The sequence below is a fragment of the Acidipropionibacterium thoenii DSM 20276 genome (assembly GCF_000423445.1).
GTDB lineage: Bacteria > Actinomycetota > Actinomycetes > Propionibacteriales > Propionibacteriaceae > Acidipropionibacterium > Acidipropionibacterium thoenii.
The window spans coordinates 56050-78708 of sequence record NZ_AUHZ01000014.1; the positions used below are offsets into that span (position 1 = coordinate 56050).

21 protein-coding genes and 1 pseudogene are annotated in these 22659 nt (G+C 67.9%); 6 read left to right on the plus strand and 16 right to left on the minus strand.

Annotation, left to right across the window (positions count from 1 at the left end):
- The first annotated feature begins 2 nt into the window (after positions 1-2).
- Positions 3-902 carry an SDR family oxidoreductase gene (locus tag G554_RS0106275; protein WP_027587246.1) on the plus strand — a complete coding sequence of 300 codons (900 nt, stop codon included), beginning with the start codon at positions 3-5 and terminating at the stop codon, positions 900-902.
- 81 nt (positions 903-983) lie between these two features.
- Entirely contained in the window at positions 984-2186 is a 1203-nt protein-coding gene (locus tag G554_RS0106280; protein ID WP_027587247.1) for an NAD(P)/FAD-dependent oxidoreductase, read from the plus strand.
- A gap of 40 nt (positions 2187-2226) precedes the next feature.
- Here the strand turns inward: G554_RS0106280 and G554_RS0106285 are convergent, their stop codons facing one another.
- The 3 genes from G554_RS0106285 to G554_RS15040 all read right to left on the minus strand — a co-directional run bounded on the left by G554_RS0106285 (position 2227) and on the right by G554_RS15040 (position 5164).
- Positions 2227-3576: a protoporphyrinogen/coproporphyrinogen oxidase gene (locus tag G554_RS0106285; protein ID WP_027587248.1), complete on the minus strand. Its 1350-nt coding sequence runs from the start codon at positions 3574-3576 to the stop codon at positions 2227-2229.
- Positions 3573-3851 carry a response regulator transcription factor gene (locus G554_RS0106290; RefSeq protein WP_027587249.1) on the minus strand — a complete coding sequence of 93 codons (279 nt, stop codon included), beginning with the start codon at positions 3849-3851 and terminating at the stop codon, positions 3573-3575. The genes G554_RS0106285 and G554_RS0106290 overlap by 4 nt, the downstream gene beginning before the upstream one ends.
- Positions 3852-4138: 287 nt before the next feature.
- Entirely contained in the window at positions 4139-5164 is a 1026-nt protein-coding gene (locus G554_RS15040) for a fatty acid desaturase family protein (protein ID WP_245569974.1), read from the minus strand.
- A gap of 406 nt (positions 5165-5570) precedes the next feature.
- Between G554_RS15040 and G554_RS0106300 the strand changes: the two genes are divergently transcribed.
- Positions 5571-6317: a response regulator transcription factor gene (locus tag G554_RS0106300; RefSeq protein WP_244937900.1), complete on the plus strand. Its 747-nt coding sequence runs from the start codon at positions 5571-5573 to the stop codon at positions 6315-6317.
- A gap of 172 nt (positions 6318-6489) precedes the next feature.
- On the opposite strand, the gene G554_RS0106305 is transcribed toward G554_RS0106300, so the two are convergent.
- On the minus strand, positions 6490-6771 hold the full coding sequence (locus G554_RS0106305; protein ID WP_027587251.1) for a GlsB/YeaQ/YmgE family stress response membrane protein: 282 nt from the start codon (positions 6769-6771) through the stop codon (positions 6490-6492).
- Positions 6772-6916: 145 nt separating this feature from the next.
- Entirely contained in the window at positions 6917-8878 is a 1962-nt protein-coding gene (locus G554_RS0106310; protein WP_084648363.1) for a transketolase, read from the minus strand.
- Positions 8879-9226: 348 nt separating this feature from the next.
- On the opposite strand from G554_RS0106310, the gene G554_RS15045 reads away from it, so the two are divergent.
- The 3 genes and pseudogenes from G554_RS15045 to G554_RS18665 all read left to right on the plus strand — a co-directional run bounded on the left by G554_RS15045 (position 9227) and on the right by G554_RS18665 (position 11537).
- Positions 9227-10585: an MFS transporter gene (locus tag G554_RS15045; protein ID WP_051232570.1), complete on the plus strand. Its 1359-nt coding sequence runs from the start codon at positions 9227-9229 to the stop codon at positions 10583-10585.
- Between the two features lie 154 nt (positions 10586-10739).
- A pseudogene (locus tag G554_RS18660) lies at positions 10740-11093 on the plus strand (siderophore-interacting protein); the annotation flags it as partial.
- Positions 11067-11537: a siderophore-interacting protein gene (locus G554_RS18665; protein WP_425393342.1), complete on the plus strand. Its 471-nt coding sequence runs from the start codon at positions 11067-11069 to the stop codon at positions 11535-11537. The pseudogene G554_RS18660 and the gene G554_RS18665, both read left to right, overlap by 27 nt.
- A 135-nt stretch (positions 11538-11672) precedes the next feature.
- On the opposite strand, the gene G554_RS0106325 is transcribed toward G554_RS18665, so the two are convergent.
- The 11 genes from G554_RS0106325 to G554_RS15065 all read right to left on the minus strand — a co-directional run bounded on the left by G554_RS0106325 (position 11673) and on the right by G554_RS15065 (position 22583).
- Positions 11673-12542, minus strand: coding sequence for an undecaprenyl-diphosphate phosphatase (locus tag G554_RS0106325; protein ID WP_027587253.1), 870 nt, complete (start codon positions 12540-12542; stop codon positions 11673-11675).
- Between the two features lie 132 nt (positions 12543-12674).
- Positions 12675-13331, minus strand: coding sequence for a 2'-5' RNA ligase family protein (locus G554_RS0106330; RefSeq protein WP_027587254.1), 657 nt, complete (start codon positions 13329-13331; stop codon positions 12675-12677).
- Positions 13332-13533: 202 nt separating this feature from the next.
- Positions 13534-13980: a 50S ribosomal protein L9 gene (gene rplI / locus G554_RS0106335; RefSeq protein ID WP_027587255.1), complete on the minus strand. Its 447-nt coding sequence runs from the start codon at positions 13978-13980 to the stop codon at positions 13534-13536.
- A gap of 14 nt (positions 13981-13994) precedes the next feature.
- On the minus strand, positions 13995-14234 hold the full coding sequence (rpsR, locus tag G554_RS0106340) for a 30S ribosomal protein S18 (RefSeq protein WP_027587256.1): 240 nt from the start codon (positions 14232-14234) through the stop codon (positions 13995-13997).
- Positions 14235-14387: 153 nt separating this feature from the next.
- The gene (locus tag G554_RS0106345) at positions 14388-14990 is read right to left on the minus strand and encodes a single-stranded DNA-binding protein (RefSeq protein ID WP_027587257.1); all 603 of its coding nucleotides are present in this window, start codon (positions 14988-14990) and stop codon (positions 14388-14390) included.
- A 203-nt stretch (positions 14991-15193) separates the two neighbouring features.
- Positions 15194-15484, minus strand: coding sequence for a 30S ribosomal protein S6 (gene rpsF, locus G554_RS0106350; RefSeq protein WP_027587258.1), 291 nt, complete (start codon positions 15482-15484; stop codon positions 15194-15196).
- A 323-nt stretch (positions 15485-15807) separates the two neighbouring features.
- Positions 15808-17256, minus strand: a complete 1449-nt coding sequence (gene efeB / locus G554_RS15055; protein ID WP_051232571.1) for an iron uptake transporter deferrochelatase/peroxidase subunit — start codon at positions 17254-17256, stop codon at positions 15808-15810.
- Positions 17257-17287: 31 nt separating this feature from the next.
- Positions 17288-18694, minus strand: coding sequence for an iron uptake system protein EfeO (gene efeO / locus G554_RS0106360; RefSeq protein ID WP_084648357.1), 1407 nt, complete (start codon positions 18692-18694; stop codon positions 17288-17290).
- Between the two features lie 22 nt (positions 18695-18716).
- Positions 18717-19721, minus strand: a complete 1005-nt coding sequence (gene efeU / locus G554_RS15060; RefSeq protein ID WP_051232574.1) for an iron uptake transporter permease EfeU — start codon at positions 19719-19721, stop codon at positions 18717-18719.
- 291 nt (positions 19722-20012) lie between these two features.
- Positions 20013-20393 (minus strand): rhodanese-like domain-containing protein, encoded by a 381-nt coding sequence (locus G554_RS0106370; protein WP_027587260.1) that lies wholly within the window; start codon positions 20391-20393, stop codon positions 20013-20015.
- A gap of 81 nt (positions 20394-20474) precedes the next feature.
- A complete protein-coding gene (locus tag G554_RS15065) occupies positions 20475-22583 on the minus strand; it encodes an AMP-binding protein (RefSeq protein WP_071162163.1) in 2109 nt (702 codons plus the stop codon).
- Positions 22584-22659 lie beyond the last annotated feature (76 nt).

Sequence of the window (22659 nt, forward strand, 5' to 3'; positions counted from 1 at the left end):
ACATGACTGATGAGACCCAGCTCACCTTCCAGAACCCGGTCACCCGTTACCCGTCCATCTCACCGCCCGAGCAGTCACAGCAGGAGCCCGGGCTGGACCTGCAGCTGGACCCTCCCGCCGACCGTGGCGAGCAGAGCTATCGGGGCACCGGCCGACTGGAGGGCCGCAAGGCCCTCATCACCGGCGCCGACTCCGGGATCGGGGCGGCCGTCGCCATCGCCTTCTCACGGGAGGGAGCCGATGTCGCGATCTCCTACCTGCCGGCCGAGGAGGAGGACGCGCTGCGGGTCGCCGAGCTCATCAAGGGGGCTGGAAGGCGTGCCGTCACAATCCCCGGCGACCTCGCCGAGGCCACCTTCTGCTCGGATCTGGTGGAGAAGGCGGCATCGGAGCTCGGAGGGTTGGACGCGCTGGTCAACAATGCCGGCAAACAGATCTTCGTGGAGCATCTGGAGGACCTCACCGACGACCAGCTCACCGCCACCTATGAGGTGAACATCCTGGCCCAGTTCCGTATCGCACGGGCCGCGCTGCCCCACCTGGTCCCCGGTTCCACGATCGTCAACACGACGTCGATCCAGGCCTACCAGCCGAGCTCGCACCTCCTCGACTACGCCTCCACCAAGGCGGCCATCAACAACTTCACCAAGGGGCTTGCCCAGCAGCTGGCCCCGCAGGGGATCAGGGTCAACGCAGTGGCTCCCGGCCCGATCTGGACACCGCTCCAGGTATCGGCGGGCCAGCCCACCGAGGCGCTGCCCTCCTTCGGTCAGAACACCCCCCTGGGCAGGGCCGGCCAGCCCACCGAGCTGGCACCCGCCTATGTCTTCCTCACCTCTGCCGAGTCGAGCTACGTGGTCGGCGAGACCCTCAACGTCAACGGCGGCAGCCCGACGCCCTGACCCGACGGCGGCCGACGGGGATCGCCGACCGCCCCGACCAGCCATCACCGGTTCCGCCGGAACCGCCGTCAAGGAGAGCAGATGAGACACTACGACTACCTGATCGTGGGCGGCGGGATGGCCGCGGACGCAGCTGCACGGGGCATCAGGGAGCTCGACGTCGCGGGGGCACTGGGAATCCTCAGCGCGGACATCGATCCTCCCTACGCGCGGCCGGCGCTGAGCAAGAGGCTGTGGACCGACATGCACTTCCCCTGGCACCGCGCCCTACTGGACACCCAGCAGGCCACCGGCGCCGACCTGCAACTCCAGACCAGAGTGACACGAATTCTCCGGACTGACCAGCAAGTCGTCACCGCCGCGGGCGAGACGATCGGCTACCAGCGCCTGCTGCTGGCCACCGGGCTCGTCCCCAGGACGCTGCCCGACGCCGAGTCCGGAACGGTGATCTACTACCGCAGCGCCGAGGACTACCGCCGGCTGATGAGTCTGTCGCTGTACCGTGACAGCTTCCTGGTGATCGGTGGCGGGTACATCGGTGCGGAGCTCGCCGCTGCCCTGGTCGGGCACGGCCGGCGGGTCACCCTCGTGCTGCCGGGTCAGATGCTGGGAGACACGATGTTCCCCGCCGACATCTGCCAGGAGTACCACCAGGAGTTCGCCGACGCCGGGGTCCGTCTCCTCACCGGCCACCGGGTCCGCCAGGTGCGACGCAGCGGCCCCTGCGAGGACGGTCTGCAGGTGGGCGTGACAGCTGTCCTCGACGACGGCCGCGAGATCACCGCCGATGCCGCGGTGGCCGGTCTGGGAGCGGTGCCCGACCTCGACATGGCGCGCGAGGCCGGGCTGAGTGTCGACGACGGAATCATCGTCGATGCTCACCTCAGGACGTCCGACCCGTCGATCTGGGCCGCCGGCGACATCGCCCGTTACCGCGACGCCGTTCTGGGACCCACCCGGGTGGAGCACGTCGACAACGCCCAGACGATGGGCCGAGCCGCCGGGCGCGCGATGGCCGGCGACCCCGAGCCCTACGACTACACCCCGTACATCTACTCCCGGGTGCTGGGCATCGACTGGCAGGCGATCGGGAAGCTGGACCCCTCCCTGGAGACTCTCACGACCACAATGCGCGACGGCGGACGCGTCGTCGCCTACATTCGTGACGGCCGGACGGTCGGGGTGCTGCTGTGGCAGATCGCCGACGGACTCGACGCCGCCAGATCGTTGCTGACTCGACGGATCGAGAGTCCGGCCGACCTGGAGTCTGCTGTCCGGCGGTGAGGCCGCCGGACAGCGGCGCTGTGCCCGGTCGGTCCCGGGCTCAGCGCCTGGAGATGACCTGCTCGGCGGCACGCCGCCCGGTGCGCAGCGCTCCCTCGGTGGTGGAGTTGACGAAGAGGTACTCCCCGGCCAGATGCAGCCCTTCCACATCGTCGAGATGACCTCGCAGATCGGTCATCGCCTCGAGCTGTTCCGGTGACTGCTGGCACAGCGCCCGGTCCCAGCGGATCACGTCGGTGAATGCCGGTTCGTCGGGGAACTCCGGGAAGAATCGCTGCATCTCGGAGATCACGGCCCGCCGGCGGGTCGGCTCGTCCATGGCGACCAGGGTGTCGTCGTGCCAACCGGCGGTGAAGGCGTGCATCAGACCGCTGCCCCGCGGGCCGCGCTGCCCGAAGGCACCGCAGTTCTCGTCGAAGGCCCGGACCAGGATGGAGTCCTCGCTCTCGGGAATCATCAGCGAGACGAAGTCGTCGGGCACGACTCGGCGCTCGAGCCCGAATACGTAGTTGTAGGTGGAGGTGTAACTACACGCCGACAGGTCATCGGCCATCCGCCCGGGCAGCGCAGGGATGATCCTTCGTGCCACCTGGGCATCGGTGGCGCAGATGACGGCGCTCGCCGCAACGACTCCTTCGGGAGTGCGTACACCCGTGACAGCCCCGTTCTCCACCACGATCTCCTCCACCGGCGTCGAGAGCCGTACGTGGTCCTGCACCCGATCGTGGAGCGCATCGGTGATCGACGCCATGCCGCCCTCAAGGGTTCGCATGCCTCTCATCAGTGCCAGGGTGGCCAGTGGCAGGGCGATGCTGACATCGGTGGTGCGACCGAGCACCATCGTCGCCAGGAAGGGCCCGAGGATCCGGTCGGTGAACGCCGGGCCGCCGTGTCGTCGGCCGAACTGCGCCGTGGTGGTGGCTTGGAGACGTGAGAGCCAACTGAGGTCGTACTTGCGCGAGGCGGGCCCGGCCTTCACCAGGTGGGGCAGCACGGTCGCCCCGAAGCGGATCGCCTGGAGGTAGACCGAGAGCGGTAACGCACCTCGCAGGAAGTGCCACAGCTGGGCCGGGCGCATTCCGCGTCCCAGGGTGAGGTACCAGGTGCGCTGACCGTCCCACATCCCGAAGCACTGGGTGCGGACCTTGCGGACCTCGTCGAGGATCCCGAGTTCACGCAGATACTGGCCGGTGGTCTCCCACTGCGGCTCGGTCATCGTCGCGCCGATGGCCCAGGTGGAACTGCCGTTCGTGCGATTCCCGACCCGGCCACCGACCCGGTCACCGGCTTCCAGCAGCACGTAATCGAGCCCGGCTCGTTGCAGGGTGTCGGCGGCCGACAGGCCGGCGCATCCGCCGCCCACCACGACGATCTTCTCGGAACTGGTCATTGCGCGAGGTCCGGCTGCGATCGGTACTGCGCCGCCGACCTCACCATGCCGTGCCGCGAGCCCCACACGATGGCCTGGCTCCTGCGGCCGACCCCGATCTTGCGATACGCATTGCGAATATAGGTCTTCACGGAATTGATGGTGAGGTAGCAGATCGAGGCGATCTCGTCGTTGGTGGCGCCCTCGCAGATCAGCGCGAGCATCTGTGCCTCCCGAGCCGACAGCTCGGGCCCCTCTTCCTGCGATCGGAATACAGGCTCAGTAATGGTGGCCATGGCTCGTTCCTCTCTGTATCGACTCACTGAACGGATCGCCCAACTTCTCCGACGCTACCCTTGGGTGCCGCAAACTCAACGCGGCGGAGAATTCCCTCGATGGAATTCGTGATGGAGCAGCGGTGACAACCCCGTGGCAATGCTTTTGGACGGCACCCTATGCCGTCGTGTGAATGTCCTCGGATCAATCGCCCGCGTCCCCCGTGCGGGTTCACGCGGCCCAGGCTACAACCAGCCGATCACCGACCGGGACCGCCACGGCCGGGTACCCGGCCGTGGCGACGGCATCATCCGATCGGTGCGCCCGAACGTCGCACTGCGATGAGGGGACACTCGAAGGGATCCTGATGGCCCAGCCCCACGCTGTCGATGTAGGCGGTGACGCTCCGCAGCGCCTCGGCCAGACCGGTCCTGGTGTAGCGCACGTCGTGCTCATCGCAGAACCTCTTGATGACCTGTGCCGCCCTGCGCAGATTGGGACGGGCCATCGAGGGGAACAGGTGGTGCTCGATCTGATAGTTGAGACCACCCATCAGAAAAGCCGCCAGTCGGCCCCCGCGAATATCACGGGCGGTGAGAGTCTGACGCCGGAAGAAATCGAGTTTCACGTCCTTCGGGACGAGCGGCATCCCCATATGATTGACGGCGAAGACGGTGCCGAGATAGAACCCGAACACCGCGAGTTGGAGCCCGAGGAATGCCAGTGCGCGGCCCGGTGAGAGGACCAGGAACACCAGGCCGGTGAAGCCGACGAGGCGAACCAGGATCATGCTGATCTCCACGCTGCGGTGCTGGACGGGGCCACGGCCGAACAACCGCTTGAGGCTCTGCACATGGAGGATGAGCCCCTGGAACAGCAGGAATGGGGTGAAGCCGACACTCTGATGAGCCAGGACCCACCTCGCCACCGCGCTGCGGCTGCGCAGGGCCCGCAGCGAGTCGGTCCGGACCACCGGAATCTGGATGTCCGGGTCGTAGCCGACGCGATTGGGGTTGCCGTGGTGGCGATTGTGCTTGTTGTTCCACCAGCCGACGCTCATGCCGACGTACAGATTGCTGATCACCAGGCTAGCCCAGTTGTTCCACCTCCCGGACTGGAAGATCTGCCGGTGGGCCGCGTCATGGCCGAGGAAGGCGATCTGGGTGAAGACCAGGGCGAAGACCGCCGCCGTGCACAGCTGCCACCACGAGTTGCCGATCTGGATGAACACTGCCACGAGTCCGCTGAGCACGACCGTGAGCAGCGCGAATCGCACCCAGTAGTACCCGTGTCGGCGGCCCATCAGGCCCGCCTCCTGCATCTGGGAGCTCAACTGGGAGAACTCCGTCGTGGCCCGTTGCCGACGGGCCTTTCCGGGGACTCGGCCGGTGCGGTGCGACCCGCCGTCGCGGGGCCCAGCACGGCCATTCCCAATATTCTTGACATCCTCAACAGGATGAATTCCGGAAACCGCAAGTGGAGTGTCTGACATGGAACCTCTCCTTCGAAAGTGAAGCGAAGGTCGCCAGTCCTGACCACCTCTATTTATTTTACGTCGCCATCCCATCGCCCAAGATGTGTCATATTAAGAACTTCGTAAGTAACCCCCGGCTCCGGATCCGGGACCCTCCCGGTTGGCACGGCCGGTTCAGCCCAGCGGTACAATCCCTTCAGAATCGGGGCGTGCGAACTGACCGCTCCCGGGGCTGAATCCTCGCCCCGGCAGTCGCGCAGCGGTGATGGCCGGTCCTCCTCGGGGGCCGCCGACGGCCGACAGCACTCCCGACACCCGCCATCACCGGCGCACCGCCGGCAACCGCAAGGAGATCTCAGCAATGAGCGCCCAGGTACTCATCTCGGTCGCCGTGGCCAACGACTACCCGGTCATTGCGCACGGTCTGGCCGAGATGCTCGGAAGGGACCACCGATTCCAGGTCGTCGAGTCGCTCTCCCTGGCGACCCCCTCGTCGCCGGTCGACATCGTCCTGTTCGACGCCTTCGCCAGGCGGGATGACGATTCCGAGCTGGGGGCTCTGCTGCGAGACCCTAAGTGCGGCAAGATCGTGGTCTACAGCGGAAATCTGGACCCCGAGAGAGTGAGCCTCACCTTCCGGATGGGGGTCTGCGGGTACCTCTCCAAGGCCCTGGACGACCGTCAGCTCGGCGATGCGCTGGTCCGGATCCATCAGGGCGAGCGGGTGATGGAACTGGAACCCACCGGCAGCGACACCCAGTATCACGCCTGGCCAGGCCAGAGTTACGGACTGTCGGCCCGTGAGGCCGAGATGCTGGCCCTGATCTGCCAGGGGGCCACCAATGAGGACATCGCCACGTCCTGCTATCTGACGATCAACTCGGTGAAGACCTACATCCGCAACGCCTACCGCAAGATCGGCGTCTCACGGCGTAGCCAGGCGATCCTGTGGGGGGTCGGACATGGCATGTCACCGACAACCACCTCCAGATCCGAGCAGACCACCGGCTGACCCCGCTCTCGGTCAGCCGTCGCGGACCTGCCTAGGCCGCACGGCTCCCGCCGCCGGCCTGAGATCTCCGGTCAGGCGGCCTGCCGCGGATCGCCGGTGATACGCGAGGGGGCGGCGCCTTCGCACCGCCCCGCATCCTCGAGCTCGCCGGTACGGCTCGGGTTCAGACCTTTCAGGCCTTCTGCCCGCGGCCTCTGATCCAGCCCCAGACGAAAGAAAAGATGATCGCGCCGATGACCGCGGTGATGAACGATCCCCACGACCAAGGGTTGGAGAAGGTTGCGCCCACGCCGCCGCCACCGAACAGGCCTCCGATGAATCCGCCGACGATGGCGCCGATAAGACCGAGCACAATGGTGCTGCCCCAGCCGCCGCCCTGCTTACCAGGGAGGATCAATTTGGCCAGTGCTCCGGCCAACAGACCGACAACTATCCATGAGATCACAGTTCCCATGATTTCTCCTTTCGAAAAGAAACCTACTTCTCCTCCACAGTACGGGAAAATTCACCAGAACTCTCCCCCGGAGGCAAATTACTCCGAGAGGTGAATACGTGCTTCCGCTGAACCGACCCGTCGCTTGATCATTGACACCGGCACCTCAGCGGGCCAGTTCCCGCGCCGCCCGGGCGATATCCGAGGCGGAGATACCGGCCCAGCCGAGAAGCTCGGCGGTGGTGCCGGATCCGGGCAGTTCGCGCACTGCCAGGTGGCGCACCGACAGGTCCGCCGCTCCGGAACGAACCAGCGCGGCGACCACGGCCTCCCCGAGGCCTCCCTCGGGATGGTGGTCCTCGGCCACCACGATCCGCCCGCCGGTCTGACCGACCGCATCGACCAGGGTGGCGGCGTCGATCGGCTTGACCGAGTAGCAGTCGATCACCCGGGCCTCGATGCCCTCCTCGGCGAGCAGGTCTGCGGCCTTCAGGCTCTCGTGCAGGGTCACCCCGGCGCCGACGAGGGTCACCTCGTCCTTTCCGTTGGAGCGCAGGATCTTCGATCCGCCGATCGGGAAGTCCTCATCGGAGTCGTAGACGACCGGGTACCCGCCGCGCGTGGTCCGCAGATAACTGATGCCCTCGAGATCGGCCATCTGTGCGACCAGGGCGCCGGTGCTGACGGCGTCGCTGGGGTAGAGCACGGTCGAGCCCAGCACCGCACGCATCATCGCCAGATCCTCCAGGGCCATCTGCGAGGGGCCGTCCGCACCGATCTCCACACCGGCGTGGGAGCCGACGATCCTGAGATCCGCGCCCGTGATCGCCCCCATCCGGATGAAGTCGTAGGCACGGGTGAGGAAGGCCGCGAAGGTCGACGCGAAGGGCTTGTATCCGCGCACGGCGATCCCGGTGGCGGCGGCGATGAGCTGCTGCTCGGCGATGAACATCTCGAAGAAGCGATCGGGAAGGGCTTCTGCGAACGCCCCCGCACCACTCGAGTTCGACACCTCGGCGTCCAGCGCCACGACTCGCGGGTCGGCCTGTCCGAGAGCCGTCAGGGCGGCCCCGTAGGCCTTGCGGGTGGCGACCTCCTCACCGTGGCGGTAGTGCGGCAGCTGCAGAGCGGCGCCCGGTGCCGGCGTCTCCTGACGGGGCGCCTCGGGCGGCCGCAGGCTCCTCACCAGGATCTGACGGGGGCCACCCAGCTCGGCCACTGCCTTCTCCGCGAGCTCCTCGGGGAGCGGCTTGCCGTGCCAGTCCGGGCTGTCCTCGACCTCGGGGACCCCCTTGCCCTTGACCGTGCGGGCCAGGATGACGGTGGGGCGGCCGTCCCGGTCGGACTCGGCGGTCGACAGGGCGGCGTCCACGGCGTCCAGATCATGGCCGTCGATGGTGAGCGTGCGGGCTCCGAAGGCCTGCGCACGGTGCGCGTAGCTGTCGACGTCCCAGCCCAGCTCGGTGGGCCCCCGCTGCCCGAGCCGGTTGACGTCGACGATCACGATGAGGTTGTCGAGATGGTAGTAGGAGGCCTTGTCGAGAGCCTCCCAGACCGATCCCTCGGCCATCTCGGAGTCTCCGCAGAGCACCCAGACCCGGTAGGGCAGCTTCTCGAGGTTCTTCCCGGCCAGGGCGATCCCCACGCCGTCCGGAAGCCCTTGGCCCAGTGATCCGGTGGCGACGTCCACCCAAGGCAGGATCGGGGTGGGGTGACCCTGAAGGCGCTGTCCGAACCGCCGGTATCCGCCGACCAGTTCCTCATCGCTGACCTGCCCGGTCGCCTTGAGCACCGAGTAGACCAGCGGGGAGGCATGCCCCTTGGAGTACACCAAGTGGTCATTGGTGGGTGTGGCCGGCTGGTCCCAGTCGTAGCGCAGATGGCGGGTCACCAGGACCGCCAGCAGGTCTGCGGCGGACAGCGAGGAGGTCGGATGGCCGGAGCCGGCGCTGGTGCTGGCCCGGATGGAGTCGACCCGCAGCTGCGCTGCGAGCTCGGCCACCTCCGCGAGGTCAGGCCTCTCCTGGTCCGATCCCGTGGCGGCCTGTGCAGAGACCTTCGAAGGGATGTCTGCCGGGGTCGCGGCAGTGCGGCTGCCATCGTCGGCAGTGGTGTCCTCGGTGGTCATGGCGAGTCCTTCCGGATCGACAACACGGCTCACCGCCGAGATCGTGATCCTGCCGCCCCCCGAACGGTGCACCGTTGCGTGCGCATCCTCCGATGCTGCCATCCACCGGGTTCACCCACCACACCCTCCGGGGTGTAGTCGCCCACCCGGACCGATCGGTTCCCGGTGCAGCCCCGACGGATGGCGTCCCCGACCGATGAGCCCCGCCGGGCGAGGCTGCACCGTCGCGCCGGTGGCCGTGCCGGCAGCAGGACCGGCCGATGGAGGGACTGTTTGTCATCCGAGACGCGCGGCGAGGGGTCGGGCCCCTCCGGCAGACTCGTCGGTACCCCAGCAAGGAGACCCGCAATGACCGCGCTCGCCTCAGGCAACGGCGCCCCCACCAGACCCACCTCACCCGATGAGATGCGCAGGATCGCCCTGGCCGGCGCCTTCGGCACCGGCATCGAGCTCTACGACTTCCTGGTCTTCGGACTGGCAGCGGGACTGGTCTTTCCCCACCTGTTCTTCCCACACTCCGATCCGCTGACCGGCGCCCTGGCATCCTTCATGGCATTCGGGGCCGGCTTCATCTCCAGGCCGCTGGGCGGGATCATCTTCGGCCACTTCGGCGACCGGGTCTCCCGCAAGACGATGCTCGTCATCACCTTGCTGGCCACCGGCACCTGCACCGTGTGCATGGGGCTGCTGCCGACCTACCAGACCATCGGTGCACTGGCCCCGGTGCTGCTGGTCACCCTTCGGGTGCTCCAGGGGGTCTTCATGGGCGGGGAGCAGAGCGGCGCCTTCATCATGGTGGCCGAGCACGCCCCGGCCGGTCGCAAGGCCTTCCTCGGCGCCTCGGTGACCGCCGGCTCGCCGATCGGCAGCCTGCTCGGCATCACCAGCTTCCAGGTGGTGGCGATGATCACCGGCAGCGCCTTCGGCGTCTGGGGCTGGCGGATCCCCTTCCTGGCCTCTGCCATCCTCATCGCGATCGGCCTGTACGTTCGGGTCGGGATCAGCGAGAGCCCCGAGTTCGAGAAGCTGCAGGCCGAGTCGCGGACCCGCAAGGTCCCGATCGCCGACGTCTTCGGCCATGCTCTGGTCTTCCTGGTCGCCGGCATCCTGGTGAACCTCGGATTCAATCAGTTCATCTTCATCGTCAACTCCTTCACCACCTCCTACGCCGCCAAGACGGTCGGCTTCCAGCAGACCGACGTCCTGGTGTCCGGGATGGCCGGATCTGCCGGGATGCTGGTGGCGGTCTTCGTGGCCGGCCGACTGGCCGACCGGTTCGGGATGGTGAGGGTGATGGCCACCGGGGCGCTGTTCCAGGTGGTCTGGGCCTTCCCGTACTTCTGGATGCTCAACAGCGGCAACGTCGCCCAGCTGTACCTGGCAGTGGTCTCGGCCTACATCGGGCTGAGCTTCACCTTCGGACCGATGGCCGCCTACTACGTGAGCCTGTTCCGCCCTGAACACCGCTACTCGGGGGTGGCGCTGTCCTACAACCTCGGCGCGGTGCTCGGCGGCGGCCTGTCACCATCCATCGCGACCGCCCTGTTGCGCCACTTCCACGGCTCCTCGGGGATCTCGCTCTACATCGCGGCCGGCGGGCTCGTCACCCTGATCGGGCTGGCGATCAGCGCCCATCAGGTACGCCGGGCCTCCCGGGCAGCGGCGCTGGAGGACGCCGCACAGCCCGCCCAGGCTGCGATCGGCTGAGGAGGGACGCCGTTCGGGCCTGCGGTGGCTGCCACCCGACCGCCAGATCCGGTGCACCGGGCTGGTCCTGACCACCTCGGCCCCGGTGGGCTCCGCGTGCCACTGAGGGGACCCTTACCAGCCGCCGATTAGTCTGGCGACCATGTCGAAGCCGATGCATCAGGTCCGGGTCGCCGCCATCTCGAAGGCTCTTCCCGGGATCATCTCGATCGATGTCGACGGTGACCTGTTGGACGCCGACGGGGGTGTCGCCGCGGCCCCCCGCAGCAACCGGCTGGAACCTCGGCGCTGCGTCGACGACCACGTCAAGATCGTGCTTCCGGGCCCTGCCGGCCAGGCCGGCTCGGACTCCCCGGAGGCCTCCCCGCTGCTGCGGACCTACACCCGGCGTCGCTATGACCCTGCCACCGGCGCCTGGGGGATCGACGTCTTCGTCTTCCCCCACGGCGGCCCCGGTTCCAGCTGGGCCGCCGGACTGGCGGTGGGAGACGTCGTCACGGTGCGCGGGCCGGGCGGCCACTGGCAGCTGCCCGCCGATCCCGGCACCGTGCTGATGGTGGGAGATCCGGTGGCCCAGCCGGCCATCGTCAATGCCCTGGAGGCGCTGCCGCAGGGGGCGCGGGCGATCGTCCTGCTGGAGGAGGGCCCGCACCGCTACCCGCTGCCCGAGCGCCCCGGCGCCGAGATCCAGATGGTACCCAGTTCGCCGGGCGGATCCGCCCTGGTGGAGGCGGTCCGGAGGGTGCCGACCCCCGCCGGCCCGTGGTGGGCCTTCGTGCACGGCCAGGCCGACATGGTCCGGCCGCTGCGGCGTCACCTCCGTGTCGATCGGGGGCTGCCGAAGGATCACATGAACCTGTCGGCCTACTGGATCTCCGGACGCGACGCCGAGGCCTGGCGGGCGATGAAGTCGGACTTCAACCGTCAGATGATCGCCGACTCCGGCGACTGAGGCCACCGCCGGCCCCACCCGCTCGACAGGCCCTCGAACGCCCGGACCGGCCCCAGGATCGGGCCGACCGGGGGTGGAAGGGTACTGCCGCTGCCCTGATGGATCAGGGGTGCAGGGGCCCGTCCCCTCGCCGGATCAGACGGTCATCAGGCCGGTGATCGCCAGCACCAGCAGCACCACGCCCAGGATCACCCGGTAGACGATGAACCCGGTGAACTTGTTGGAGGAGACGAACCTCAACAGCCAGGCGATCGAGAAGTAGGCCACCACCAGGGAGACCAGGGTGGCGATGATGGTGGGGCCCCAGCCGATCGCCCCGGAACCGCCATTGATGAAGATCTCACCGGCGTCGGTGATCGCCGAGGCGCTGCCGACCGCCTCGTAGACGCCGGCGGCCACCAGGGCCGGGATGCCCATGAAGAACGACAGCCGGGTGGCGGTCTCCCGGTCGAAGCGTCGGAACAGTCCGGCGGAGATGGTGGCGCCGGAACGGGAGATACCTGGGAACAGCGGGGCCAGGGCCTGGAAGCAGCCGATGACGACGGCGTCGACCAGGGAGACCTCCTTCATCCCGCGGTGCAGGTCGGTACGCCGGTCGGCGACCAGCATCACGAGGCTCCAGATGATCAGAGCCCCGGAGACCACCCAGATCGACGACAGCGGCCCCTCGATGGCCTCCTTGAAGATCAGTCCGACCACCGCGACCGGGATGGAGCCGATGATGATCCCCCAGCCCAGCGTGTAGTCGGGATCCTCGCGAGCCTCCTTACTCCCCAGGCCCCGGATCCAGGCGACCACGATCCGGACCAGGTCCTTCCAGAAGTAGATGATCGCCGCCACGATGGCACCGACCTGGATCACCGCGGTGAAGGCCGTGATCCCCACTCCCTGGGTCTTGAACCCCATCAGGTGCTCGACGATGCGCAGGTGACCTGTGCTCGAGACGGGCAGAAACTCGGTGATGCCCTCGACGATGCCGAGAATGACAGCCTGCCACCAGTTCACGAAGCGGAGCCTTTCCATCAGGGACGCGCACCGGTCCGGGCGCACAGGCCCACAGCCTAGACGTTCGCCACGTGTTCCCGGGATTCCCACCGCTCCGCGGGCGCTGCCGACCGGGTCCAGGGCCAGACGGGCTCAGAAGTGGATCAGGAGACGCTGTTCGTCGGTGCCGATGGTCCACATCGAGATCCCTGCCAGGCTGACCTCCACGGGGGCGAAGCCGGCCACCATCTGCTGCGCCTGGTCCAACTGCGCCGCCGGGACGTGGAATCCGATGCTGACATGGGGGAACCAGGCGGCCGGCGAGTAGAAGTTGAAGGTGGTGACGCCGTCGGAGGCAAGTCTGTCGTGCAGCCGCCGGTGCGCCAGGCGCAACCGGGCCTCGGGCTCCACGATGAGGGCCACCACCCCGGAGGCACCCGGCAGCACCTGGGCGCAGGACAGCCTCAGCCGAGTGGGCATTCCGAGCTCGCTGACGGCCCTTCGGACCTGTGCCGCCGGGTCCGGTCGGCCGACCGGACCGGATCCGGCCTGGATATCCGCCGATCCGGTGCCGCACGCCGCCAGGCAGCACAGGGTGACATGGCCCGGGTAACCGATCACCGGTATGCCGGCGCGCCGGAGCCGGGTGCGAATCGCGTCGATGAGGTGCTGGGCCTCCTCGTCGAGGACCAGGGCCAGGCCGTGGGTGAAGGTGACGTCCGACTGCCAGGAGTCCGGGTTCTCTCCGATCACCTCGGTCGGCGAGATCGCCCCGGCCACCGCCGACTCCCAGATCTGGGAGGTCAGCACCGGACCGGAGGGCCCGGCGTCACCGCACTGCGGGAGCGCACTGGTGTCAGCCCGCGAATCAGCGGGAACTGGTACGCCCGGGCCCGCCGGGGAGCATCCGGGCCCGCAGACACCAGCGCCCGGCGACGACCCCTTCGGGTCGCCGCCGGGCGCTACCTCAGGGCGTCTCCGGGCCGACACCGGCCAGGAGGCGTCCATCAGGTCACTTCGCGACGGTCTCGACTGCGATGTGGCCCTTGACGGCCTCGTGCAGCTTCACGTTGACGGTGTGGGTGCCGACGGTCTTGATCGGCTTGGTGATCTCGATGGTCCGCTTGTCGAGGGCGGGGCCCCCGGCGCGCTTGACGGCCAGCACGATGTCGGCGGGGGTGACGGCGCCGAAGAGGCGACCGGAGTCTCCAGCCTGAACCGGGATCTGGACCTTGAAGTCCTCGAGCTGGCTGCGGATCTCCTCAGCCTGGTCGCGGGTCTTGATCTCCTTGGCCTCGCGGGCCCGCTTGATCTGCGAGATCTGAGCCTCGGCGCCGCGGGTCCAACGGATCGCGAAACGCTGCGGCAGCAGGTAGTTACGGCCGTAGCCGTCCTTGACCTCGACGATGTCGCCGGGCTCCCCGAGCTTCTCGACGGGTGCGGTGAGAATGAGCTTCATATCAGATCTCCTTCTCAGCGAGCGGTCGAGGCGTAGGGCAGCAGCGCGAGTTCACGCGCATTCTTGATCGCGATGGCGACCTTCCGCTGATCCTGGACGGTCAGACCGGTCACCCGGCGGGCGCGGATCTTGCCACGCTCGGAGATGAACTTGCGCAGCAGGGCGATGTCCTTGTAGTTGACCTCGCCGATGTGCACGGTCTTGACGGGGATGATCTTCTTCTTGTTCACAGGCTTGCGCTGTGGACCGGCCATTGTGGTGCTCTCCTTATGTCTACGGGATTCATCCCGTGAAAGCCCGGCTCTCGCCGGAATGTGCCTGTCCGTGTCCTGGCCGACGCCTGCCGAGGCAGACGACGCCGGAAGCGGAACTTGACGTTGCTGATTGGATCCGGGGGAACGTGCGGATCAGAATGGCGGTTCGTCGCTCTGGGCCTGAGCCCACGGGTCGACGCCGCCTCCGCGGTTGTCCGGAGCCTGATTGGATCCCTGATTGCCCTGGCCGCCCTGGGGGCCGTTGTTCCAGCCTCCCGAGTTGCCAGCAGCACTGTTGCCACCCTGGGGCGCAGAACCCCAGCCGCCGGAGTTGCCGCCCTGGTTGTAACCACCGGACCTGCCACCCTGGCCGCCCTGACCGCCGCCCGAGGAGGGATTGCGGGTCACCTTCGCCGAGGCGTACCTCAGTGCCGGACCCACCTCCTGGACGTCGAGCTCGTGGACGGTGCGCTTGTTGCCGTCGCGGTCCTCATAGGAACGCGCCTTCAGGTTGCCCTGAACGATGACGCGCATCCCCTTGCTGAGGGACTCCGCGACATTCTCGGCATATCCACGCCATACAGAACAGCTGAGGAACAGTGCCTCACCGTCACGCCATTCGTTGGTCTGGCGATCGAAGGTACGCGGGGTGGACGCAACGGTGAAGTTGGCCACCGGCACCCCGTTGGGGGTGAACCGCAGCTCAGGATCGGCGGTGAGATTGCCGATCACGGTGATGGATGTTTCGCCTGCCATGTGACTCTCCGAATCAAAACGGGGGACGACGTCGTGTCATCCAGACTGCCAAGCAGCACTGACATTTCTTCATCAGTCGTCATGGACAGCCCGGATCGACGGCATCGTCACCGTCGTTGCCGACTGCGACTCGAGGGCGTTGACCCACGGGCGGCAGCAGGCAGAGGCAATAGTGCTGGGGGATGTGAGATGCGTGCGGCGCCTCAGTGGGCGTCGGGACGCATCACCTTGGTACGCATGATCTTCTCATCGATCGCGAAGAGGCGATCGACTTCCTGAACGGTCGACGGCTCGCAGGTGACGTCGAGGACGACGTACAGCGCCTCGGACTTCTTCTGGATCTCGTAGGCCAGCCGACGCTTGCCCCACACATCGACATTGTCGACGGTGCCCTTCTCGTCCTTGACGACCTTCAGGTAACGATCCATGAGGGACTCGACCTGATGCTCATCAACGCTGGGATCGACGAGGACCATGACCTCATACTTGCGCATACGCTGACTCCACCTCCTCTGGTCTCGGCGGCCACGGGAAGGTCCCGTGGCAGGAGGGCGATATGCCCGTCGCGGTGACCGAATTGCCCCGCGACGTCGCTGCCCCGGCATGGGACAGCCAGCTGAACACTCTACCGTGGCGGGCCGGATTCGCCAAGACGCCGGATCCCCGCCTGCACGCGCGCAGATTAAGCCGCCAGATGTGTACTCGGTGATGGTCGGCCGGATCCCCGCCTGCAGGTGCGCAGATCACTCCCCAGACGGGGGTTCGTGCAGCTGTGGTTGCAGGAACTGCCGTCTGGGGAGTGATCTGCGCAGGTGTGTCAGAGCACTCCCTTGAACAGCTTCTCGGCCACCCCCTGGTCGGCCGCCCCGATGCCCGGCGGGATCGCGAACAGCGCCGAGGCCTGGTGCTGGAGGTACTCGGTGAGAGCATCGGATCTGGTCATCCGGGTGAGGATCGGGTAGAAGTTCGTCCTCGGATCGCGCACGAAGGCCACGAAGAACAACCCGGCGTTGATCCGTCCCAGGGAGTCGATCCCGTCGGTGTAGTTGTAGCCCCGGCGCAGCATCCGGCGTCCCTTGTTCTGCTCGGGGGCGACCACCGCGATGTGCGCATCGGCGGGGATCATGGTCTGACCTGCCCGCTTCGCCGCGAAATCGGCCGCGGTGAACTCCTGGGAACCCGCGGTGGGCGCAGCCACCGACTGCGGGGCGCCGTACATCTTGTCGCGCCCGATGGTGTCCTCCTGGTCGCCCAGCCGCAACCGGTCCCAGATCTCCAGGTACATCCTGATCCTGCGGGCCACGAAGTAGCTGCCGCCGGCCATCCAGTCGCCCTGGTCGTCGCCGGGCTGGACCCACAGGTGCTCATTGAGCTGGGCGAGATCGTCCTCGGCCTTGATGTTGTTGGTGCCGTCCTTGAAGCCGAACAGATTGCGCGGGGTCTGCTGATCGGTGGAGGTCGAGGAGGTCCGGCCGTAGCCCACCTGGGACCACCTCATGGTGGCCTTGCCGAAGGCGATCCGGGTGAGATTGCGGATCGCGTGCATCGCGACCTGGTTGTCGTCGGCGCAGGCCTGGATCATCAGGTCCCCGTCGGACTGGCCCGACTGCAGGGCCTCGTTGGCGAACCTGGGCATCCCCTCGGCGAGGATCTCCGGCATTTTCGACTTCAGCCCGAACCGGTCGCGGCCCTTGTCGTCGACGAACAGCCCCCGGCCCACGCCGAAAGTGATCGTCAGTCCCGATGGCGGATAGCCCCAGGCCTCCCCGGTGTCGGTGGGGGCGGCCTGCTTGTTGGCCAGCGGCTGGCCGCCGACCAGCTCCCCGGCCGTCATCTGCTCGGCGGCCGTCGACCAGTCGCGCAGCAGGATCCGCACCAGCCGGACGTCGACCTCGCGCATGTCGAAGGCCGCAGTGAACATCGAGTCCTGGGCGGGGGTGAGGATGCCGCTCTGGTGGGCTCCCCGGAAGGGGTAACTGGTCTGGGTCGGGTGACCCGAGGAGGACGCCTCGGCGGCCTCGGCACCGCGGTGGTGGCCCCAGGCGAAGCCGCCCAGCCCGAAGGCCGCCGCCGCCCCGCCGGACCCGGCGAGGACGGCCCGCCGGGAGACCTTCGGACGGCCGGCCGGCGTCTCCCCCGGGGAGGAGGCACCGTCGGACCCCGGCTGCTGGGAGGCGGCGTCACCATCGGCGGGCTGCGCGGGACCGGCGGCGCCGGGGGCCTGCTGCGGATCGGGATCGGGCTGGGACTGGTGCTCCTGGGTCATCTCATCATCTCGTGGATCAGCATCTCGGCACTCAGTGAAGGATCGTCCCAGGCACCTTGCCCAGCGCCTCGGAGGCCACATTGACCTCATCGGAGAAGGTCCGCTGGGCCTTGGTGTAGGCCGAGTCCTTGGGTGCCTCGCCGGCGTCCTTGGGTGCCTCGCCGGCGTCCTTCTGGACCGCGGCGATCGTCGAGTAGTCGACGTACTTCACATTGCCCATCGAGTCCTTGCCGTCCTGGTACTTGGCCAGCAGGGAGTTGAGATCCTTGAAGGACTGGGCGACCTCGGCGTCCAGATCGGCGTCGGCCTTCTTCACCAGGGCCGCGACATTGCCGTAGGCGACCTCGGCACCCTCGACATTGGCCTTGAAGTCCGACAGGTCGGTGTGGGAGAAGGTCTCCTCCTCGCCGACGATCTTGGAGGTGGCGACCTCCTCGAGCAGGCTGGAGGCTCCAGTGACGACGTCGGTCAGCTTGAGCTTGAACTTGCCGGAGGCGCCGTCGATCTTGCCGTAGACCAGGTCGTAGAGGCTCTGGGTGTCCTTGTTCAGCTGGTCGGCGGCGGCCTTGCGGTCGGCCTCCGAGGCGAACTTGAAGGCCGAGCCGTCGGCGCTGAACAGGTCGGCCTCGATGCGGTGCCAACCGGTCCAGGACTTCAGCACGGCGGGATCGCTGACCTTCTTGCCGGCATCGGCGGCCAGATCCTGGACGCGCAGGTCCAGAGCGGTGTCCAGGTCCCCGGCCTCTTTGATCCCGAAGGCCTCGGCGGTCGGCTCGATCCGCTCGTAGTGGCTGCGGGCCACCGGGTAGAGCTCGCGGGCCTTGGCGGTGTCACCACCGGTGTAGGCCTTGGTGAAGGCCTGGGTCTGAGTGACGAGCTGGCCGACCTGGTCCTTGACGTAGGAGGTGTAGTTGGTGATCGCCTTGGCCTCCAGCGCAGCGGTGTCCGCGTCGATGGCGGCCCCCGACCCGGCGGTCACAGTGAGCTTGGCCACCCCCTTGAGAGCGCCGACCATGTTCGGCTTGCAGGCGGTGTAGTAGGTGCCCTGCTCCAGCGCGGTGGTGAAGGTGGTGGTGACGCCGGGGCCGATGTTCTCCTTCTCCCCCACGATCTGCAGCTTGTTCTCGGTGAGGATCTCGAACTCGTTGGGGACCGACCCCTTGTTGGTGACGGTCACCGTCAGCACCCCGCCCGGCACGGTGCTGGTCGACAGCGAGCAGTCATCGTCGGTGATGGTGAAGGTTGGGGCCGAGGCGGAGGCCGAGCCGGCCGGGCCGGAGGCGTCCTGGACGTTGTCGGTGCAGCCGGTGGCCAGCAGTGCGAGCACGGCGGCGGTCGGCAGGGCGACGCCGGCGCGGGCCAGACGGGTGCGGCCGGGGCGACGATCCTGCGGGGCGTCGGAGCCGGCAGGGCGCGCGGAATGGGAGCGAGTGGGCATGAGGTTCCTCGGGTTCATGGCGTCAGGACGCCGTGTGAAGGGGTTCGTGGTGGCCTGCTGAGGGCTGTCCGGGAGTGCTGCGGGAGGCGATCTGGCGGCTGGATCTGCCCGGTGCGCCCTCGGTGCTGCCGGGAACGGCCGCCGGTGATCCATCGGGCTTCGCGGCCTCTCCCGAGCGGATGGCGTCCCCTCGGTGCAGCCGTCCGCTCACCTGGAGGATGAACAGCGTCATCACCGGGACCAGATAGACCCACCAGGCGATCACCTGCAGGACGGTCGGGGCGAGGTTGACCTGGAACATCGCGACCGCCACGACGTAGAGCCAGTAGATCGGCGACGAGGTGCTCGGCAGCCAGGTCGAGTAGTCCCAGGCGTGGGTCATGATCCCCGGCAGGACGCCGGCCTCCTGGAGGTCACCGATCCCGTAGGAGACGATCCCGGCGGCGACCAGGATGAGGAAGGCTCCGGTGGCGGCGAAGAAGGCCCGCATGTTGATGCGCAGCGCCCCTCGGTAGACCAGCCAGCCGAGCAGCACGGCGGCCGCCAGCCCGGTGACGACACCGGCGGTGGTGGCCACCGAGTTGGTCTGCACCGAGGACTTCACCGTCGCCCAGATGAACAGCGCGGTCTCGACCCCCTCCCGTCCGACCGCCAGGATGGCGATCCAGACGACCCCCCAGCCGGATCGGTGGGAGCTGAGCGAACGGCTCAGGTCGGACTCCAGGTCGCCCTTGAGCTTGCGGGAGTTCTCCCCCATCCAGAAGACCATCCAGGTGACCATCGCCACCGCGACCAGCGACAGCCCGCCGCCGAGGATCTCCTGGGCCTGGAAGGTGAGGGTCTTGGGGCCCCAGGTGAGGATGGCGCCGATGCCCAGCGGGATCAGGGCGGCCAGGCCGACCCCGAGCCACAACTTGCCGATCAGATCGCGCCGGCCGGACTTCACCAGGTACGCGTAGATGATGCCGACGACCAAGGAGGCCTCGAACCCCTCGCGCAGAGCGATGAGAAGGTTGGCGACGAACATGGGCTCTCCATCCCGTTCCGGACGACCCGGGACGTGTTAGGCAAGCCTTACCTAACCATTCATGGTGGCGGTCGTCAACCCATGTCCACCACCTGGTCAGACCATCTGGTCCACTCCTCGGTCAGTGCCTCTGACAGCGGGATTCAGTGCCGCCGGATGGCAGGGATTGACAGCGCCACAGGGCTGGCCGAGGGCGGTGGGTGCGCAGATCACTCCGCAGACGGGGGTCCGTGCAGCTGCCAGTGCACCAGCCCTCGTCTGGGGAGTGATCTGCGCAGCTTCTGGCTCCGGTCAGTGCCGCGGGGGGCCGGGGATGAGGATCTCGCCGCCCTCCCGCCAGGCCCGCAGGCCGCCCGTCAGGAAATCGGCCTGATAACCCTTCTCGCGGACCGCCCCGACCAGATGCCCGGAGCGGAAGCCGGTGTCGCAGACCAGCACGAAGTGCGGGTCAGGCTCTGCCAGCGGGTCGTCCCCGTAGACGGCGGTGAAGGGGTCCGCCACCAGATCCTTGGGCTCCACCAGCCGGGCGCCGGGGGCGTGCCCGGCCTCGTACTCCCCCGGGGTCCGGATGTCGACCAGGATGCCCCCGTTGGCCAGCACGTTGAGCGCCTCGGCCAGCTCGAGACCGCCGGTCGGCATACCGCGATTGGTCAGGAAGTTCCTCAGTCCCATGGTCGGCAGTGTAGTGACAGCCCGTCCGTCGCCTGACAGCCCACTGCCGAACCGGGGAGCGCGGAGGAGTCGCCGGTGGGGTCAGCGATGCTCCCGGTCGGATCCCCGCTGATCTCGGCCCGAGTGGGAGCCCCCGCCTCCGCGCCTCAGACTTGCCAGCCGCGAGTACATCTCGTCGATGACGGTGCTGAACCGCTTCTCGACCTCACGGCGCCTCACCTTGAGGGTGGGCGTGAGCAGCCCGTTGTCCTGGCTGAAATCGTCCCACAGCACCCGCAGGTCGCGGATCTGTTCCTGATACGGCAGTTTGGAGGTCAGCTCGGTGACCCGACGCCGGATCTCCTCGACCAGCTCCGGGCTGCTGGCGGCCTCTCCCCCCGACAGGCTCAGGTGCAGTTTCTCGGCGAGCTCCTCGACACGAGGCATCGATGGTTTGACGAGCAGGGTGAGGCAGGGCCGGTTGTCGCCCAGGATGACGGCATGTTCGAACAGCGGATCGGCCATCAGCAGCCCCTCGATCGGCTGGGGGGAGATGTTCTTGCCGTTGAGGGTGACAATGATGTCCTTGAGCCGATCGGTGATGACCAGGTAGCCGTCCTCGTCGAGGTGCCCGATGTCCCCGGTGTGCAGCCAGCCGTCCCGGATCGCCTGCGCGGTGGCCTCGGGGGCGTTCCAGTAGCCCTTCATGATGTTCGGCCCGCGATACAGGATCTCGCCCCCCTCGCCGATCTTGATCTCGCTTCCGACGAGGGGTTTCCCGGCGGTTCCGAATTTATGGGCGCCGGTCGAGTTGAAGCTCACCAGAGGTGAGGCCTCGGTGAGTCCATAGCCCTGGCAGACCAGGATCCCGATCGCGGCGAAGAACTCCTCGACCTCCTTGCGCAGCGGCGCACCGCCGGCCGCCAGCACGGTCTTGCGGCCACCGACCGCAGCCCGGATCGCGCCCAGCACCAGGGCGTCGGCCACTTTGTGGCGCAGTCTCAGGCCCACGTCGGGACGCCGGCCGGCCTCGGCGGCCAACCACCACTGCCGACCGACGTCGAGGGACCAGTCGAAGATCCGGGTCTTGAGCCGGGAGTCGGCGACCTTCTCGTGGGCCACCGTCATCACCTGCTCATAGAGCTTGGGGACCGAGACGAACAGCGTCGGGCGGACCTCCGCCAGCATCGTGGCGATCGTCTTGGGGTTGGTGACGAAGGTGTTGAGGCAGCCGTGCGAGAGCACCACCATCGACCATCCCCACTCCAGGGCATGGGACAGCGGCAGGAAGCACAGCGAGTGGTCGGCCGGGCCGATGTCGAAGAACTTGTCCAGGGCGTCGATCTGGGCCATCGCCGCCCGGTGGGTGATCATCACACCCTTGGGGGCGCCGGTCGTCCCGGAGGTGTAGATGAGGGAGGCCACGTCGTCACCGGCGGACTGTGCCATCCGCTGGTCGACCACGGCGCGGAGCTCGGCGGTCCGGGCGCTGGTGCGCTCGGTGGCGACGGCCTCGGCCAGGCTGAGGACCGGGAGGTCGGCGGACGGGACCGACTCGGCGGTCGGGACCGACTCGGCGGACGGGACCGACTGGCCGGACGGGGCGCCAGGCTGCGGGGCGCCGGCGGCGGGCTCGGTGGCGGCCGGTTCCCCGGCAGCCACCGGCTGGGCGGAGGGGGTGTCGATCACGACGAGGGCCACCAGGCTGGGCATCCGGTCGTGTGCCGACAGCACCAGGTCACGCTGCTTGGCCCCCGCCAGGCAGATCACCCGGGCCTCTGAGTCGGAGACGATATGGGCGAGCTGGTCGGCGGTACTGGTCGGGTAGATCGGTACCGGAACCGCTCCGACAGTCATCGCGGCCAGGTCGATCTCCAACCACTCGGGACTGTTGTGGGAGAAGATCGCCACCCGGTCGCCACGCTCGATGCCGTGCTCGATCAGGGCCAGGGCGATGGCGTCGACCCGCCTTCTCATCTGGGCGAAGGTACGAATCCGCCACTGGCCGTCGATCCTCACCCGGGATGCCGGCCGGTAGGCGTAACGGGAGACGACGTCGCCGAACATGTGCGCCAGATGAACCCTCTTCGGATCCTCCCCGGGCACGGGGGTGCCGAGCAGCAGGCCCGCCGGATCGGCGCGGGTGTCCTCTGTTGCGTCAGGGGAGGCGGAATCGGCGCCCCGGCTGGGGACGGTTTCGGAGATAGGCATGGGTTCTCCTCATGGGCTGACCACAGGCAGGCGACGACTCCCATGGTAGTGAGAATCGCCAACCGGGTGACGCCGC

Coding starts and splice junctions, on each gene's coding strand:
- rpsR (WP_027587256.1), bottom strand. CDS start 14,234: ATGGCCGGTCCACAGCGCAAGCCTGTGAACAAGAAGAAGATCATCCCC.
- efeU (WP_051232574.1), bottom strand. CDS start 19,721: ATGTTCGTCGCCAACCTTCTCATCGCTCTGCGCGAGGGGTTCGAGGCC.
- efeO (WP_084648357.1), bottom strand. CDS start 18,694: ATGCCCACTCGCTCCCATTCCGCGCGCCCTGCCGGCTCCGACGCCCCG.
- G554_RS0106310 (WP_084648363.1), bottom strand. CDS start 8,878: ATGACCACCGAGGACACCACTGCCGACGATGGCAGCCGCACTGCCGCG.
- G554_RS0106305 (WP_027587251.1), bottom strand. CDS start 6,771: ATGGGAACTGTGATCTCATGGATAGTTGTCGGTCTGTTGGCCGGAGCA.
- G554_RS0106290 (WP_027587249.1), bottom strand. CDS start 3,851: ATGGCCACCATTACTGAGCCTGTATTCCGATCGCAGGAAGAGGGGCCC.
- G554_RS0106300 (WP_244937900.1), top strand. CDS start 5,571: ATGGCCGGTCCTCCTCGGGGGCCGCCGACGGCCGACAGCACTCCCGAC.
- G554_RS0106280 (WP_027587247.1), top strand. CDS start 984: ATGAGACACTACGACTACCTGATCGTGGGCGGCGGGATGGCCGCGGAC.
- G554_RS0106345 (WP_027587257.1), bottom strand. CDS start 14,990: ATGGCAGGCGAAACATCCATCACCGTGATCGGCAATCTCACCGCCGAT.
- efeB (WP_051232571.1), bottom strand. CDS start 17,256: ATGACCCAGGAGCACCAGTCCCAGCCCGATCCCGATCCGCAGCAGGCC.
- G554_RS0106275 (WP_027587246.1), top strand. CDS start 3: ATGACTGATGAGACCCAGCTCACCTTCCAGAACCCGGTCACCCGTTAC.
- G554_RS15045 (WP_051232570.1), top strand. CDS start 9,227: ATGACCGCGCTCGCCTCAGGCAACGGCGCCCCCACCAGACCCACCTCA.
- rplI (WP_027587255.1), bottom strand. CDS start 13,980: ATGAAGCTCATTCTCACCGCACCCGTCGAGAAGCTCGGGGAGCCCGGC.
- G554_RS0106285 (WP_027587248.1), bottom strand. CDS start 3,576: ATGACCAGTTCCGAGAAGATCGTCGTGGTGGGCGGCGGATGCGCCGGC.
- G554_RS0106370 (WP_027587260.1), bottom strand. CDS start 20,393: ATGGGACTGAGGAACTTCCTGACCAATCGCGGTATGCCGACCGGCGGT.
- G554_RS15065 (WP_071162163.1), bottom strand. CDS start 22,583: ATGCCTATCTCCGAAACCGTCCCCAGCCGGGGCGCCGATTCCGCCTCC.
- rpsF (WP_027587258.1), bottom strand. CDS start 15,484: ATGCGCAAGTATGAGGTCATGGTCCTCGTCGATCCCAGCGTTGATGAG.